The organism is Brevundimonas sp. TWP1-3 (assembly GCF_049896085.1).
In the GTDB taxonomy this organism is placed as follows: Bacteria; Pseudomonadota; Alphaproteobacteria; order Caulobacterales; family Caulobacteraceae; genus Brevundimonas.
On record NZ_JAFCTP010000001.1, the window covers coordinates 1,397,470 to 1,412,357 of the forward strand.

Annotated in this window: 13 protein-coding genes; 8 read left to right on the top strand and 5 right to left on the bottom strand. The window is 67.8% G+C overall.

Annotation, left to right across the window (positions count from 1 at the left end; translation table 11 throughout):
- Positions 1-44: 44 nt before the first annotated feature.
- From ACP693_RS07005 to ACP693_RS07020, 4 genes are all read right to left on the bottom strand, one after another.
- Entirely contained in the window at positions 45-722 is a 678-nt protein-coding gene (locus ACP693_RS07005; RefSeq protein WP_426017903.1) for a hypothetical protein, read from the bottom strand.
- 95 nt (positions 723-817) lie between these two features.
- Positions 818-3,211 (bottom strand): TonB-dependent receptor domain-containing protein, encoded by a 2,394-nt coding sequence (locus tag ACP693_RS07010; RefSeq protein WP_426017901.1) that lies wholly within the window; start codon positions 3,209-3,211, stop codon positions 818-820.
- Between the two features lie 73 nt (positions 3,212-3,284).
- Positions 3,285-4,244, bottom strand: a complete 960-nt coding sequence (locus ACP693_RS07015) for a FecR family protein (protein WP_426017899.1) — start codon at positions 4,242-4,244, stop codon at positions 3,285-3,287.
- A 109-nt stretch (positions 4,245-4,353) separates the two neighbouring features.
- Entirely contained in the window at positions 4,354-4,881 is a 528-nt protein-coding gene (locus ACP693_RS07020) for an RNA polymerase sigma factor (RefSeq protein WP_426017897.1), read from the bottom strand.
- A 198-nt stretch (positions 4,882-5,079) separates the two neighbouring features.
- Here ACP693_RS07020 and ACP693_RS07025 point away from each other — a divergent pair, with 198 nt between their 5' ends.
- Together ACP693_RS07025 and ACP693_RS07030 are read left to right on the top strand one after the other, a co-directional pair.
- Complete coding sequence (locus ACP693_RS07025; protein ID WP_426017894.1) at positions 5,080-6,045, top strand: glucosamine inositolphosphorylceramide transferase family protein; 966 nt, start codon at positions 5,080-5,082, stop codon at positions 6,043-6,045.
- Between the two features lie 3 nt (positions 6,046-6,048).
- Positions 6,049-7,203, top strand: a complete 1,155-nt coding sequence (locus tag ACP693_RS07030; RefSeq protein ID WP_426017892.1) for a glycosyltransferase family 4 protein — start codon at positions 6,049-6,051, stop codon at positions 7,201-7,203.
- Between the two features lie 4 nt (positions 7,204-7,207).
- Here ACP693_RS07030 and ACP693_RS07035 read toward each other — a convergent pair whose 3' ends face one another.
- Positions 7,208-7,798, bottom strand: coding sequence for a class I SAM-dependent methyltransferase (locus tag ACP693_RS07035; RefSeq protein WP_426017890.1), 591 nt, complete (start codon positions 7,796-7,798; stop codon positions 7,208-7,210).
- Between the two features lie 136 nt (positions 7,799-7,934).
- Between ACP693_RS07035 and ACP693_RS07040 the strand changes: the two genes are divergently transcribed.
- The 6 genes from ACP693_RS07040 to ACP693_RS07065 all read left to right on the top strand — a co-directional run bounded on the left by ACP693_RS07040 (position 7,935) and on the right by ACP693_RS07065 (position 14,794).
- The gene (locus ACP693_RS07040) at positions 7,935-9,986 is read left to right on the top strand and encodes a TonB-dependent receptor (RefSeq protein WP_426017888.1); all 2,052 of its coding nucleotides are present in this window, start codon (positions 7,935-7,937) and stop codon (positions 9,984-9,986) included.
- Positions 9,987-10,148: 162 nt separating this feature from the next.
- Positions 10,149-11,357 carry an LL-diaminopimelate aminotransferase gene (locus ACP693_RS07045; protein ID WP_426017886.1) on the top strand — a complete coding sequence of 403 codons (1,209 nt, stop codon included), beginning with the start codon at positions 10,149-10,151 and terminating at the stop codon, positions 11,355-11,357.
- A 3-nt stretch (positions 11,358-11,360) separates the two neighbouring features.
- On the top strand, positions 11,361-12,305 hold the full coding sequence (locus tag ACP693_RS07050) for a DUF808 domain-containing protein (RefSeq protein WP_426017885.1): 945 nt from the start codon (positions 11,361-11,363) through the stop codon (positions 12,303-12,305).
- A 73-nt stretch (positions 12,306-12,378) separates the two neighbouring features.
- Positions 12,379-14,070: an alkaline phosphatase family protein gene (locus ACP693_RS07055; RefSeq protein ID WP_426017883.1), complete on the top strand. Its 1,692-nt coding sequence runs from the start codon at positions 12,379-12,381 to the stop codon at positions 14,068-14,070.
- A gap of 40 nt (positions 14,071-14,110) precedes the next feature.
- On the top strand, positions 14,111-14,404 hold the full coding sequence (locus tag ACP693_RS07060) for a type II toxin-antitoxin system HigB family toxin (RefSeq protein WP_426017881.1): 294 nt from the start codon (positions 14,111-14,113) through the stop codon (positions 14,402-14,404).
- A 12-nt stretch (positions 14,405-14,416) separates the two neighbouring features.
- Complete coding sequence (locus ACP693_RS07065; RefSeq protein ID WP_426017879.1) at positions 14,417-14,794, top strand: helix-turn-helix domain-containing protein; 378 nt, start codon at positions 14,417-14,419, stop codon at positions 14,792-14,794.
- Positions 14,795-14,888 lie beyond the last annotated feature (94 nt).

Consider the following 14,888-nt stretch of genomic DNA (forward strand, 5'->3'; position numbering starts at 1 on the left):
TTCGCGCCCCCGATCTTGCGATCGGGGGCGCGATTGCGTTTGCGTCAGTGTGTCTCGGCGGAAAGGGCGTCGTCACCCTGTGTGAAGGGGCGGTCGCGGTTTGATTTGCGATGTTCGACCCAAACGCCCTGTTTCCGCGTCAGCCGCTCGACCGCCTGAACGGCGCCTTGCATGAAGCCTTCGGGTGTTTCGACCCCGACTAGAGGTTCGACGGCCGCATTCGGATCGGCTTGAAGGATGGTTGTGGCGTAGATGTCCAGGTGATGCCCTTGGACCCGACCGTCGCGATAGGGGAAAAGGCAAAGCGTGTAACGCTGCTCGATCGAGGGGCGAAGGCGCTGGATGACGTCCGCGCGCCAGCTTGCGCCGTTGCAGACGATCGTTCGCACCGGGCTCAGCCAGCCGGCGGGCGCTCGGGTCGTCGGCCCCTCCAGCCCGAAATCGCTGCGCGCTGTTGGATCGACGAGGGTGAACCGACCGGGTGTGCGGGGAATAGGTCTGATGGGGTATTCGCGGAAGACGACACGGAGACCTTGGCCTTGCAGATGTCGTTGCAGGGATTGCCCGATCTCGCGACCCGAGCGCGGGGTCTGGAAATCGACGATGGCATAGGCCTGATCGAGGCTTTGGCTGTCGCGTGACGGCGACTGGCCGAACGCATTGAAGGGCAGGCCGAACGTGACAAGTCCGACAACCGCCATGAGACCTTTGTGAAACACCATGCGCAATCAGGCTCGTGACCCTTGCGCTTGTCAACAATCAACAGATCACCGAGGCGTCGGTCGCACCGCGCGCATGGTGCGGCCCTGACGAGCGACTAATGCGGCGCCCACCTCAACGTCAGGCCAATGGTGCGGGGCCGCAGGGGGGTGACCGCCTGGGCGTCGGGCAGGCGGAAGGGGTCGCTGTAGGCGAAGGTATTGGCCTCGGTATCGAACAGATTGTCGATGAACAGGGTTGCGATCCAAGGCGAGGCCTCCACGCCCAGGGCGAAACGGCCCGTGCCATAGTCGCCCATGCGGTGCTGTTGGCGCCCGTCGAAGGTCAGGCGCGATGAGCCGACGTAGGACAGGCCGCCGTCGGCGAGCAGGTGCAGGCGATCCCCCAGCGGCCGACGCCAGGTGAAGCCCAGGTTGGCCGAAGTCTTGGGCACGCCGGGCAGACCGGCGCCGCGCCGGGAATCGAACTGATCGCTGGGGTCGGTGATGCGGGGGTCGGCGACCAGGCCGTTGGCGAACAGTTCCAGCGTCTCCGTCGGTTTCCAGTTCGCCTCGATCTCGAACCCCAGATCGGCGCCGTCGCCGACGTTGACGACATAGGCCAGTCCGCTCGGCAAAAACTGATCGCTCTGCACATCGCGCCAGCGCGCCGCATAGACCGCGGCACGCACCCGGGCGCGTCCATCGGGCGAACGGTATTTGGCGCCGAACTCCAGGTTCCACAGCGAGTCCGGCTGGTATTCGCGGGCCGGCGAATCCGCCAGTCCGCTGAAGTCCTGTCCGATGACGCCTGCGGTGTTGAAGCCCCCGGCACGGTGACCCTGGCTGATCTGGGCCGAAAGGTTCAGACGTTCGCTGGGCTGCCAAGCCAGAGCGATCTTTGGTGTCAGGCCGGAGGACATACCTCGTCCGTCGAAGGGGCGTGTCCGCGAACCTTGGCGCACGTCGGAGGTCGTCTCGTAGTCTAGGGCGTAATAGCGTGCGCCGGCGGTCAAGGTCAGTTTTTGCGACAGGTCCACCGACGCCTCGCCATAGACGGCGGCTTCGTCCAGGCCGTCACGGCGCGTCTCGGAATAGATCGCCAGCGGCTCGGGACGCAGGGCGGACAGGACGGGATTGGTGCGGGTGGTGCTGGACGACACCAGGCCGCCGGCCAGCCAGCGCCACCGGCCGACGTCGGGCGAAGCGAAGTTGGCCTCGGCGACGAGCAGTTGGATGTCCTTGTTCTCGTCCAGGGCACCGACCCGCCAGAGCGAGCCGAAGCGACGCAGGGCGCTGGAGGCGTCGTATCGGCTGTTGAAGCCATGTTCGACTACCGCCACCGAGGCGTTCAGTCGGCCCCAGGCGCCCCGGCCTTCCAGCGTCAACGAAGCCTGATCGAAGCGGTTCTGATGAGGTTCGCGCACCAGGTTCGCACGCCGCAGCGGACCCAGGCCGCGATATACGTAGTGGGTGTCCTCGGTCGCGATCGACTGGTGGACGACGCCCGCCCTCGCGGTCCAGCCGGGGGCGATCTCCAGCGCCGCCGACACCCGTCCGCCGCGCCGTGTGCCGTCGTTGACCCGACGCAGATTCAGTTCGACGTCGTTGATATAGCCGCTGTAGGTCTCGCCATAGATGGCCGCGCGGATCGCCGCGCGATCCCCCGCCAGTGGCAGGTTGGCGATCAGCGAATAGTCGGAGTTCGCGCCCCCGCCCCTGGTGTGGGAGCGGGTGAGGGCGACGGACAGCTCTTCCTGACCGAACTCGGGCGCGCGCGTGACGATGCGGACGACACCGCCGATGGGGCCGGTCCCATACAGCGTTCCCTGCGGGCCGCGCAGCACCTCGACCCGGTCGATGTCGATCAGTTTCAGGTCCGGGTCGGGCGCGCTGTAGGTGACCGGGGTCAAGTCCAGGTACAGGCCGACGGTCGATTGGGTCAGGCCGGTGAAGACGCCGTCGGAGATGCCGCGCAGCAGAATCTTGTTTCGGCCGGGACCGAGGTTGGTCACCGTCATGCCGGACACCAGGCTGTCCAGCCCCTGCATGCCCGTGACGCCCGATCTGCCGATCCGTTCGGAGGCGACGGCGGTCATGGCTGACGACGAGTCCTGGATCAACTCCGGCCGGCGGGGGGCGGTGACGATGACTTCGCTGACCTGGGCCACGTCTTCGGTCGGCGCGACGCGAGGCGCTTGGCTTCGCATTGGCGGCAAAGCCGGGGGCGACGAGGCGCGGGACGGCGCACGGCTGATGATCACCGCGCCGTCGGCCCGGATGACATGGCGACATCCCGATGCCGCCAGGATGCGGATCAAGGCCGCATCCAGCGACATACGCCCCTGGATCGCCGGGCTGGTTCCAGCGCAGGCGCTCAGACTGCCGCCGAGCGACACGCGCGCCTGAAGCGCAAGGTCGAGCAGGGCGCCATCGACGGATTGGCGGGGGACGTAGAAATCCAGCGTTCGCGGTTCAGCCGCCTGCGCCGGCGCCGACAGGGCCGTCGTCAAAAGCAGCCCAAGGCTGGGTATCAGGGCGGCGGCGCGTGACCGGTAATGGCCGGAGTTTGGAGGCCGCCTGGCCTCAGCGGGCGCCACGCGCGCTTATGCGGACTTCGGACGTCGAGGCCTCGACGCGAACGGGTGCGAAATCCTGGAGCTGCTGCAACATCACGGCCTCGTCGCCTACACGCAGGGCGCCGGTGAAACGCAGCGCCTGTGTGGGCGTCGATAGCACGACGGGCTTGTCTAGATAACGCGAAAGATCGTCGGCCACATCGCTCAGCGGGCGGTCGCGATAGACCAGCACGCCGCTGCGCCAGGCGGAGGCGCGATCCGGCGAGACGCTGCTCATGCGCGGCGTCGCACGACCCCTTTGTTCCAGGGTCTGGCCGGCGGTCAGGCGCACGGGCTGCAGCGCGTTGGCCGGCGTCACGGCGACGACGCCACGCTGAACCGCCACGGCGAAATTGTCGCCGTGGTTCAACACGTTGAAGGCGGTGCCCAGCACCTGGACCTGACGATCGCCGGCCGCGACCACGAAGGGATGGGCCGGGTCGTGGGCGATGTCGAAGGCCGCCTCGCCCTCGGCAAGCGACACCGATCGCCTGTCGTCGTCGAAGCGGACGTCTAGCCGGGAGTGGCGGTTCAGATAGACGTGCGAGCCGTCCTCCAGGGCGACTGAAAGCGGGGCGTCTGTGGTGGCGTAGGTCTGGCCGTCCGGCGTCATCCACAGCCACAGGCCGACCGCGAGCGTCACGCTGGCGGCGATGCCGAGGCCTGCGCCCAGCCATGGCGAGCGACGGCGGGCGCGGCGTTCGCGGGCGGCCGACAGGTCTATGACGGGCGGTGCGCTGATCGCCGCCGTATCCGCTGCATCCAGATCGATCCAGAGCCGTTCGGCAGCGTCATAGGCGCGCGCATGGTCGGGCGAGGCCTCCAGCCAGGACTGGAAATCGAGCCAGGCGGATTCGGGCGCCTTCTCGTCACGCAGGGTGACGAACCAGTGCAGCGCCTTCTCCTCGATGTCGGTCTCTGCGCTCATGCCATCCCAGCCCGGACGCCCGTCGCGTGACGGACCTCCTGATAGACTGACGCCGCCGACAGGGGGGCGCCTCCACAATAAGCCTGGCAAGGTCGCGGATCGCCGGCGGTCATGGCTGAACCTTTCGAGCCAGAACGCGCAGGGCGTCCATCATGTGTTTCTCGACGGAACTGCGCGAAACGCCCAGTTGGGCGGCGATGTCGGCGTAGCTGACGCCGTCGAACTTGTGCAGGCGAAAGACAGTCTGGGTCTTAGGCGGCAGGGTGTCGAGCGCGGCGACCAGCCGGGCCAGCCGCTCGCGGCCCGCCACGACCGCCTCGGCGGAGGGGCTGGCGTCCAGATCTTCCGCCGCGCCCACCTCGTGATTGATCTGTCGCCACTGTGTGTCGCGGTTGGCCGCCCGCTGGCTGGAACGCCAGCGGTCCATCAGCAGATTGGAGGTCAGGCGGAAAAGGAAGGCGCGCGGGTTGTCGGGCGGCGGGTCGGGATCCAGCGCCGAGACCTTGAGGTAGACGTCCTGCAGCACGTCGTCGACATCGCCCGACGCACCGCCCAGCCGCGCCCGGCAAAACCTGGCCAGGTCTTCGCGCTGCTCCAGATAGGCGGCGACCAAGGGATGCGCGACGGGCGCGGTCAAACGGGCGAAATCCTCTCGTTCGGCCAAGGCAGGCCATGACCCTCCATGCCGTGACGATTTTTCTGAGGCAAGGGCCGGTCGGCGGCGTCCCTGTCATGAAGGCGCCGTGTCACGGCGACGGGCAGGATCCAGATGCGCGCGTTTGCAGGATACGACGGCACGACGGCCCCGGCCTTTTCGGTCGGCTAGGGCTTCGTCATGTTCGATATCTGGCGCTCGGGCTTCATCCGCCGTCCCTTAAGCAGTTTCGTTGACCATGCCCCGTATGCGGACGAGGTGACGTGGCTGCCGGACTGCGGGCCGCAAGCCTATGTGGCGGACCCGTTCGGGATCACGCGCGATGGGGTGCTGACCGTCTTCGTCGAGGCGTTCGACTATCACGTGCGTCGCGGCGAGATTCATTATCGCCAGTACGACGCCGACGACCGACTTGTGGGCCTGGGCGTCGCGCTGACCGAGCCCTGGCACCTGTCCTATCCGACTTTGATCGAAGACGGCGGCGAACTCTACATGCTGCCCGAGGGCTACAAGAGCGGCGGGCTGATCCTTTATCGTTGCGTGCGTTTCCCGGATCAGTGGGAAGCGGTCGCGCGCGTCGGCGATGCGGCGGCGATCGACGCGACGGTGGTGAAGCACGACGGCCGGTGGTGGATGTTCCACGCCTTGCCGGGACCCGACGATCGGGCCATGCGCGAACTGCATGTCGCCTGGGCCGACAGCCTGAGCGGACCCTGGACGGCGCATTCCGGAAATCCGGTGATCAGCGGCTTTCAGACCTCGCGGCCGGGCGGTTCGGCCTTCGTCTACGGCGGCGCCCTGCATCTGCCGGTTCAGGACTGCGCAGAGACCTATGGCGCGGCGATCAATCTGTTGCGGATCGACGCCCTGACGCCGGAAACCTTTTCGGCCTCGGTCGTGAAGCGGTTCGAGGCGGGCGACCTGATCGAAGGGTTCGCCGATGGTTTCCACACCTTGTCGGGGCATGGCGACGTCACCTTCATCGACGTGAAGGGCATTCGACAGTCGCCGGCGGAGCCTTGGCTGAAGGCCGGGTTCAAGGCGCGCCGCCTGTTGGGCCTCAACGGCCCGCGCGGCCGGCGGGCGACAGGCGCTGTCGTTCACCCCCAGATTTTCGCGACCGCTTGCGTTCGCAAGGAAGGCTAGACCATGCGTATCGCCGTCGTTCTGCCGCGAGGCTGCACCTATTGCCCGGACAAGGCCAACTCGATGGAGACGGTGGTTCGCACCCTGTCGGCGCACAGCCGGTTGAATCGTTCGGTCACCCTGATCTGCGATGCGGGCGCGGCGCCGTGCGCGGACCTGAACATGCTGACGGTGCCGGCCGGGCTGGGCCGCAAGGCGCGCAACGAAGCGGTGGCGGCCATCCTCAAGGCGCTGTCGCCGGACATCGTCGAATATCATCAGCAGCTGAAGGCCGCGTCTGAACTGGCGCGCCAGTTCCCGGGCGCGACCCACGTCCTGTATCGCCACACCCGCATCAAGCCGGCGAAAAATCCCATTGAGGCCTTCCGCTACAGCCGCAGACTGGTGCGATTCGACCGGCTGGTGTTCGTCAGCCAGGCGGCGGGCCAGGAGTTCGCGGCGGACTATCCGCGTCTGGCCGGGCGGGTCTCGTCGGTGTGCAACCCCATCGCGGTCGAGGCCTGGCGTGCGTCGCCGGAGATCCGCGAAAACCTGATCCTCTTCTCCGGTCGCGCCATGCGGGACAAGGGGCTGGACCTGTTCTGCACGGCCTTGGGCGAGACGCTGGATCGTCATCCCGACTGGCGCGGCGCGTTGATGCTGGGCGATTGGGAGAAACATCAGGACTGGGCGGAGCCGCTGGTTCGTGCGCTGGACCGGTTCGGCGACCGCGTCGAGATCCACAAGTCGGCGTCCCTGACCGAGGTCAGGGCCGTGACGCGTCGAGCAGCCATCGCCGTGACGCCGTCGCGTGTTCGCGAGGCCCTGGGGCTGGCGGCGCTGGAGGCCCATGCGGCGGGCGCGGCCTTGATCTCGTCGGGGCGAGGGGGGCTGCGGGAAGCGAGCGGTGAGCACGCGGTCTATGTCGAGGTCGAGGACGCCGCGCCCCTGACGGCGGCGATGAACCGGCTGGTCGAAAATCCGGCGGAACGCCTGGCTCTGGCGCGCAGTGGTCAGGATTTCGTGGAGCGGGTGCATTCCCCCGTCGCCCGCGCCGCCGAACTGGATGCGCTACGCGAGGCCTTGTCCGACCGGTCTCTGTCGAACCGTTCGGCGGCGAAGGCCCGCTGGTCGTGGTTCCTGCCGCGACAGGGGTCGCAGCCCAGACTGCAGGGATAGGCGCCTAAGCCTTACGGACGAGGCTGTCGTAGACGTGGGTCACCGCGTCGAACCGAACGCGCGTCGGCTGATCGCCCAGAGGCGTCGGCTCGAAGTCCGCCTCGGTCAGGCCGGCGGCGACCGGATCGTCAATCTTGTCAGTATTCCAGCCCAGCAGAAGCCGCCCGCCGGGACGCAGGATGGCCGCCAGAGCCTCTAGCGCCTTTCGCTGCTGCTCGGGACTGTCGACGCCGTAGCCCAGCACGCCGTTGCAGACGATGGCGTCGAAGGTCATGTCGGAGAAGAACCGATCCGCCTCGCAGACATCGCCGGTGCGGTGGCGGCCCTCGCGGCCCCAGCGTTCGGCCGCCGCGTCGATGTCGGTCGTCCAGACCTCGCCGCCGTGGGCTTCCAGAGCGGCATAGTCGTCCAGCGTATATTCGCGGCAACCGACCCACAGGATGCGGCCGCCGTCGGCCGCCAGGGCGGGCACATAGCTGTCGGCCATCACGCGCCGGTCCGGCAGGCTGCGGATGCGGGCGGCCTTGGCGGATCGTCGCTTGCGATCGGCGTCCTTGCCGAAGATCAGCGCCCTTACGACCGTTCCCAGACCCACGCGCTTCCCCTTCGATTGCCCCATACGGGTGTTATCGAGCGGCGGGTGATCTGCCAATCGCCAGCTCGGCGATTTTGCCTGGCTTTATTGCAAGGCCAAGCTTTGACGGCGCCGCGCCAGCCCCTAGTGACGGCGCATGATCCAGGACGTTCCTCCCCCCGTCATCGCGCCCGTCGCCTTGCCCGAGATTGTGGTGACCGCCGCCCGCCTGCCGCCTGCGGCGGCCGATGCGGCGTTTTCGGTCGTGCGCATCGATCAGGCGGTGCTGTCGCGATCCATGCGCCTGGACGAGGCGCTGCGGTCCGTGCCGGCGGTTTCGCTGTTTCGACGCACGACCAGTGCGGCGGCCAATCCGACGACACAGGGCATATCGCTGAGGGCCATCGCGCCGTCGGGGGCGGGGCGGACGCTGGTGCTGCTGGACGGCGTGCCGCTGAACGACCCGTTCGGCGGCTGGGTCATCTGGTCCCAGGCCACGCCGGAATCGCTGGAGAGCCTGGACGTGATTCGAGGGGCGGGGTCGGGGCCGTATGGGGCGGGCGCACTGACCGGCACGATCACGCTGCGCGAACGTGGGCCAGACAACGAGGGTCTGGGTGGCGTGTTGGACGTGTCCGCCGCCGAACGTGGAGGCCTGCGTGCGGCGGGGTCGGCCTCCACGCGCCTGGGGCCTCTGGCGGTGACGCTGAGCGGTCTGCGTGAGGTTAGCGACGGCTATGTGCCCGTGCGAGGATCGGCGGCGGGGGCCGCTGATACGCCCCTAGACCTCGACAGTCGCAGCGCGGCTCTGCGGGTCGATACGACCTTGGGGCACGCGAACCTGTCGGTGCGGGCGGCGACCTGGGAAGAGGATCGCGGATCAGGCCTGGCCGGAACCCGCGCCAACGCCAGCGGCCACAGCCTCAGCGCCACGGCTGCTCAGGCGCCGACGGCCGACGGCTATGGCTGGCGGCTGCAGGCGTGGCGGATCGACAGCAACCTGGCCAACAGTTCGGCCTCGGTGTCGGCCGACCGGGCGACGACCACGCCGGCCAACGACCAGTACAAGACGCCCGCAACGGGATGGGGGCTGAACGCCGCCCTGCGCCGTCGCATGGCGGAGTTCGTAGGCGGTCGCCTTGAGTGGGAAGTGGGCGCGGATGCGCGCTTCAACGACGGCGAGACCAACGAGCTGTTCAGCAATCCCACGGGCGCGGGCTTCGCCAGAGGCCGTCGCGCGGGTGGCGAGACGGCGGTGGCCGGCGCCTATGTCGATGCGTCGTGGACGGCGGCCGACTGGCTGGTCGCGGGCGGCCTGCGGGTGGATCAGTGGGAGAATAAGGGCGGGTTCCGCAATGAATACACGCTGGTGACCGGGGCTGTTCTGCTGAATGAAAACGACCCGGATGGGTCGGGCGAGGTGGTCAGCGCGCGCCTGGCCGTGCGGCGTGATCTGGGCGGCGGCTATGCGGCGCGGGCGGCGGCCTATTCCGGCTTCAGACCGGCGACGCTGAACGAACTGCACCGGCCGTTCCGCGTCGGCAACGACATCACCGAGGCCAACGCCGCCCTGGCGCCCGAGACGCTGAAGGGCGTCGAGACCGGGCTGGCGTTCGACCGCGACGGCGTGCGCTGGGGCGGCACGGTGTTCTGGAACCAGATCGAGGACGCCATCGTCAATGTGACGATCGGGACCGGACCCGCCACCTTCCCCCGCGCCGGCTTCGTGCCGGCGGGCGGGGTTCTGCGCCAGCGCCAGAACGCGGGGACCATCGACGCCTGGGGCGTGGAGCTGAACGGCGCCGTGGACCTGTCATCGGCGGTGTCGCTGAACGCGGCCATGTCCTGGACCGACGCCGAGATCGACGGCGGATCGGCCGCCGCGCAACTGACCGGCCTGCGTCCCGCCCAGGCGCCGGAGTGGAGCGCGACCGCCGGGCTGGACTGGCAGGCGATGGATCGTCTGACCTTGGCCCTGGCGGCGCGCTACGAGTCCAGCCGGTTCGACGACGACCTGAACAGCCGCGTTCTGGACGCCGCCGTCACGTTGGACGCCCGGGGAGAGTGGGCGCTGAACCCGCGCACGACCCTGTGGGTGGCGGCGGACAATCTGTTCGACACCGATGTCGGGGTGTCCGAAACGGGGACGGGCGTCGCCGGTTACGGCCCGCCGCGCACGGTCAGCGTTGGTTTGCGCGTGAGCTATTGATCGCGCCGGGCACGCCTTTTCCGACCGCGTTTTTGCGCGGGGCGCAGATTTCGTCCGTCCAGCGGGTGAAAATGACCTTCAACGCTGTTGCGTGGAGCCGCAGGCGCGCTAATCGCTAGAGACGGCCGACCCCCGGCCGAAGACCACAACGACGAGCCTGTCATGTCCGAAGAATTCTACCGCATGAAGCGGTTGCCGCCCTATGTCATCGCCGAGACCAATGCGATGCGCGCGGCGGCCCGTGCGGCGGGCGAGGACGTGATCGACCTGGGGATGGGCAACCCCGACCTGCCGCCGCCCCAGCATGTGATCGACAAGCTGATCGAGGTGGCGCGCAAGCCCGACGCGCACGGCTATTCGGCCTCGCGAGGCATTCCCGGCCTGCGTCGCGCCCAGGCCAACTACTATGGCCGCCGCTTCGGCGTCGATCTGGACCCCGAGACCGAGGTGATCGTCACCATGGGCTCCAAGGAGGGGCTGGCCAGCCTGGCCACCGCCATCACCGAGCCGGGCGACGTGATCCTGGCGCCCAATCCGTCCTATCCGATCCACACCTTCGGCTTCATCATCGCCGGCGCCGCGATCCGCAGCGTGCCGACCACGCCCGACGAGAAATATTTCGAGGCGCTGGAGCGGGCCATGGCCTTCACAGTGCCCCGGCCCAAGATCCTGGTGATGAACTATCCGTCGAACCCGACGGCCGAGACGGTGGACCTGGCCTTCTACGAACGTGTCGTGGCCTTCGCCAAGGCCAACGACCTGTGGATCATCAGCGACCTGGCCTATTCCGAGCTCTATTACGACGGCAAGCCGACGGTCTCGATCCTTCAGGTGCCGGGCGCCAAGGACGTGGCGATCGAGTTCACCTCGCTGTCGAAGACCTACAGCATGGCCGGCTGGCGCATGGGGTTCGCGGTCGGCAACAAGAAGCTGATCGCGGCCATGACGCGGGTGAAGTCCTATCTCGACTACGGCGCCTTCACCCCCATCCAGGCGGCGGCCTGCGCGGCGCTGAACGGACCGCAGGACATTGTCGAGAAGAACCGCCAGCTCTATCACCGCCGCCGAGACGTGCTGGTCGAGAGCTTCGGCCGTGCGGGCTGGGACATCCCCAAACCCGCCGCGTCCATGTTCGCCTGGGCGCCGCTGCCGCCGGCGCTGGCGCACCTGGGCAGTCTGGAGTTCTCGAAGCAACTGCTGACCCACGCCAAGGTCGCGGTCGCAGCGGGCGTCGGTTATGGCGAGAACGGCGAGGGCTTCGTCCGCATCGCCATGGTCGAGAACGAGCAGCGCATCCGCCAGGCCGCCCGCAACATCAAGGCCTATCTGAAATCGCAGGGCGTCAATGTGCCGCCCAGCCGGGAAGACTGAGCCATGCCGTCCGGATTGATCGCGCTGCTCGACGATGTCGCGGGCATCGCCAAGCTGGCGGCGGCGTCGCTGGATGACGTCGGCGCGGCGGCGGGCAAGGCCTCGACCAAGGCGGCCGGGGTGGTGGTGGACGATGCGGCGGTGACGCCGCGCTATGTCATGGGTCTGTCGCCCAGCCGCGAGCTGCCGATCATCGGCAAGATCGCCCTGGGGTCGTTCCGCAACAAGCTGATCTTCATCCTGCCGGCGGCCCTGTTGCTGAGCGCCTTCGCGCCCTGGGCCATCACGCCGATCCTGATGTGCGGCGGGACTTATTTGTGTTTCGAGGGGGCGGAGAAGCTGCTGGAGGCCCTGGGCCACGGCGGGCACGAGGACGCGGCGCCGGTCGTAGGCGATGCGGCGGCCCTGGAGAAGACCACGGTGGCGGGGGCGGTGCGGACCGACCTGATCCTGTCGGGCGAGATCATGGCCATCGCCCTCGCCGATGTGGCGGCCCAGCCGATCCTGACCCAGGCGGCCGTGCTGGCCGTGGTCGGGATCGCCATGACGGTCGTCGTCTATGGCGCGGTCGGTCTGATCGTGAAGATGGACGACATCGGCCTGCATCTGGCCCAGCGGCCAAACGGCGGCGTGCGCGCCCTGGGTCGCGGCCTGGTCAAGGGCATGCCGGTGGTGATGAGCGCCCTGTCGGTCATCGGCACCGCCGCCATGCTGTGGGTCGGCGGGGGCATTCTGGTCCACGGGACTCATACGCTGGGTCTGCACTGGCCGGCCGTGCCGGTCGAGCATCTGTCGCATGCCGTCGGCGAAATATTTGGGCCGCTGGCGGGGGTGATGACCTGGCTGACGACCGCCGTGGCCTCGGCCGTGATCGGACTGATCGTCGGCGGGTTGGTGGTGTTGGTCCTGCATCAGGTCGCAAGGCTGCGGTCCAGGGAATCGCACTAGGAGCGACGGCGCCCTGTCACGCGGGCGCCATCGGCGGCGGCTAGAGGCCGGTCGCCTGTTGTTGGAGTTGTTCATGTCCCTGTCGCGTCACGCCGCCGCCGCGTTTCTGGTCGCCCTGTCCATGGCGGGCGGCGCCTGCGCCTCCGTCGCCGAGGCGCCGGTCCGGCAGGTCGCCCCGCAGGCCGCAGTCTCCGCGCTGACGCCGCCGAAGCTGATCGTCACCATCGTGGTGGACCAGTTCAGCGCCAACCTCTTCAACCAGTATCGCAGCCGCTACACCGGCGGTCTTCGTCGTCTGGCGGACCAGGGACTGGTGTCGATCAACGGCTATCAGACCCACGGCTTGACCGAGACCTGTCCCGGCCACTCGACCATTCTGACGGGCATGCATCCGGTCGAGACGGGCATTCCGGCCAACGACTGGATCGACGGCAAGACCGGCAAGGAGGTCTATTGCCTGTCCGCGCCCCAGAACCATCTGGCGCACGGTCGCGACGACACCGACAACGGGCCGGTGGGGCCGGATCAGCTGGGGGTCACGACTTTGGGCGACTGGCTGAAGGCCGTCAGTCCCGACAGCAAGGTCATGGCGGTGTCGGGCAAGGACCGCGGCGCGATCAACTTAGCCGGTCATCAGGGCCAGGCCTTCTGGTTCACCGAGGGCTTCGGCCTGACGACCTATGTCGAGCCGGGGCAGACGGCGCAGGACAGGCTGGCCCCCGTCGCGGCCTTCAACACCCAGTTCACCGCCTGGGCGGCGGCGACGCCTGTGGCCTGGGACTATCAGAACGAACAGTGCCGGGCGCTGGCGGGCGACTGGACCATTCGCGGCCAGACCTTCCATTCCGTGCTGCCGCCGGCGGGGCTGAAGTTCGACACCTCGCCGCTGCTGGACGAGCAGACGCTGAAGGCGGCGGAATATCTGCTGGACAGCCAGAAGCTGGGGCAGGGCGCGACCACCGACATGCTGGGCGTCAGCCTGTCGGCGACGGACCGGATCGGCCATATGTACGGCACACAGGGGCCGGAGATGTGCGAGCAGATGCACCGGCTGGACGCGGCGATGGGCGCATTCCTGGACAAGCTGGCCCAGGTTCCGGGCGGCGCCCTGGTGGTGCTGACGGCCGATCATGGTGGGTCGGACTTCGTCGAGCGCCTGCATGACCACGGCTATCCTCAGGCGCATCGGGCCGACATGGATGCGATCAAGGGCGTGAATGCGGCCCTGAAGGCGCGCTTCAACCTGGACGCCGATCCGCTGCAATCCGGCGGCAGCGGCTGGATGGTCGCCGACGCCGAGCACAGGTCGCTGCCCGATCCGTTGCGCACCCAGGTCGCCGAGGCGGCGGTCGAAATGTTGCGCGCCCTGCCGGACGTGGCCTTCGCCGAGACGCGAGACCGGCTGCTGGCCGAACCTCTGCCCGACAGCCGCCAGCCCGAGATGATGACGGTGCGCGAACGGATGCGCCTGTCCACTGTGGCCGAGCGCTCGCCCGACATCCAGTTCGCCTGGGCCCAGAACACAACGGCCGGCGGCCGTGTCGGCTCGACCCTGGCCGGTCACGGCACGCCGTGGGAATACGACCGTCGCGTTCCGATCATCTTCTGGTGGCCCGGCGCGCAGGGCGAAGAGCGGTTCCTGCCCATCCGCACAGTCGATATCGCCCCGACCCTGGCCCATGTCATCGGTGTTCCGACGCCAGTGGTCGAAGGACGTTGCATAGACCTGAACGGGTTCGCGGTGGCTTCCTGCCCGACCAAGTGATGGCTTGTTCCCAAAACGGGATCGCGCTATATAAGGCATTATGAACGTCGTCGCCCGGAAGACACTCCAGGCCTTCTGGACCCGTCATCCGCCGGCCAAGGGGCCGCTGACGAACTGGTACAACCATGTGAGGGCCGCAGACTGGCGGTCTCCGCAGGATGTGAGGGACGATTTTCGTTCCGCTGATTTCGTCGGCGACAATCGGGTGATCTTCGATGTCGGCGGGAACAAGTATCGGGTGGTGGTGCGAATTTCCTACACCTTCAAACAGGTGCCGGTGAAGTTCGTCGGCACGCACGCCGAGTATGATCGCATCGACGTGGAAACCGTCTAGGCCGAGGAGCAGATGACCATGCACATCCATATTCTTCGCGACGAGGCCGACTATCAGGCGGCTAAGGCGGCCTATGAAGCCTATTTCGACGACGAGCCCGAACCGGGCAGCGAGGCCGGTGATCGGTTCGAACTTCTAGGACTGCTGTTGGCGAAATACGAGGAAGACCACTTCCCCATGCCTGCCGACGATCCGGTCGAGGCGATCCGTTTTGCGATGGAACGGCAGGGGCTGAGCCAGTCTGATCTGTCGGAAGTGCTGGGGTCACGGTCGCGCGCGTCCGAAGTGCTGAACCGCCGACGCGCCCTGTCCGTGACGCAGATCCGTAAGTTGTCTCGCGAATGGCGTATTCCGGTTCAGGCGCTGATCGGCGAACCTCAGGCGGCCTGATATGCGGACGGCGCGATAAACTCCTGTTTCGGGGTCGTAAACTCGTGTTTCCCGGCGGGGCTGCGGCCTTACGTGGAAAAGGTTTCGTTGGCAG

Excerpts from the sequence above, each read along its gene's own strand:
- ACP693_RS07005 (WP_426017903.1), bottom strand. The coding sequence starts at position 722 with ATGGTGTTTCACAAAGGTCTCATGGCGGTTGTCGGACTTGTCACGTTC.
- ACP693_RS07015 (WP_426017899.1), bottom strand. The coding sequence starts at position 4,244 with ATGAGCGCAGAGACCGACATCGAGGAGAAGGCGCTGCACTGGTTCGTC.
- ACP693_RS07025 (WP_426017894.1), top strand. The coding sequence starts at position 5,080 with ATGTTCGATATCTGGCGCTCGGGCTTCATCCGCCGTCCCTTAAGCAGT.
- ACP693_RS07030 (WP_426017892.1), top strand. The coding sequence starts at position 6,049 with ATGCGTATCGCCGTCGTTCTGCCGCGAGGCTGCACCTATTGCCCGGAC.
- ACP693_RS07040 (WP_426017888.1), top strand. The coding sequence starts at position 7,935 with ATGATCCAGGACGTTCCTCCCCCCGTCATCGCGCCCGTCGCCTTGCCC.
- ACP693_RS07045 (WP_426017886.1), top strand. The coding sequence starts at position 10,149 with ATGTCCGAAGAATTCTACCGCATGAAGCGGTTGCCGCCCTATGTCATC.
- ACP693_RS07050 (WP_426017885.1), top strand. The coding sequence starts at position 11,361 with ATGCCGTCCGGATTGATCGCGCTGCTCGACGATGTCGCGGGCATCGCC.
- ACP693_RS07055 (WP_426017883.1), top strand. The coding sequence starts at position 12,379 with ATGTCCCTGTCGCGTCACGCCGCCGCCGCGTTTCTGGTCGCCCTGTCC.
- ACP693_RS07060 (WP_426017881.1), top strand. The coding sequence starts at position 14,111 with ATGAACGTCGTCGCCCGGAAGACACTCCAGGCCTTCTGGACCCGTCAT.
- ACP693_RS07065 (WP_426017879.1), top strand. The coding sequence starts at position 14,417 with ATGACCATGCACATCCATATTCTTCGCGACGAGGCCGACTATCAGGCG.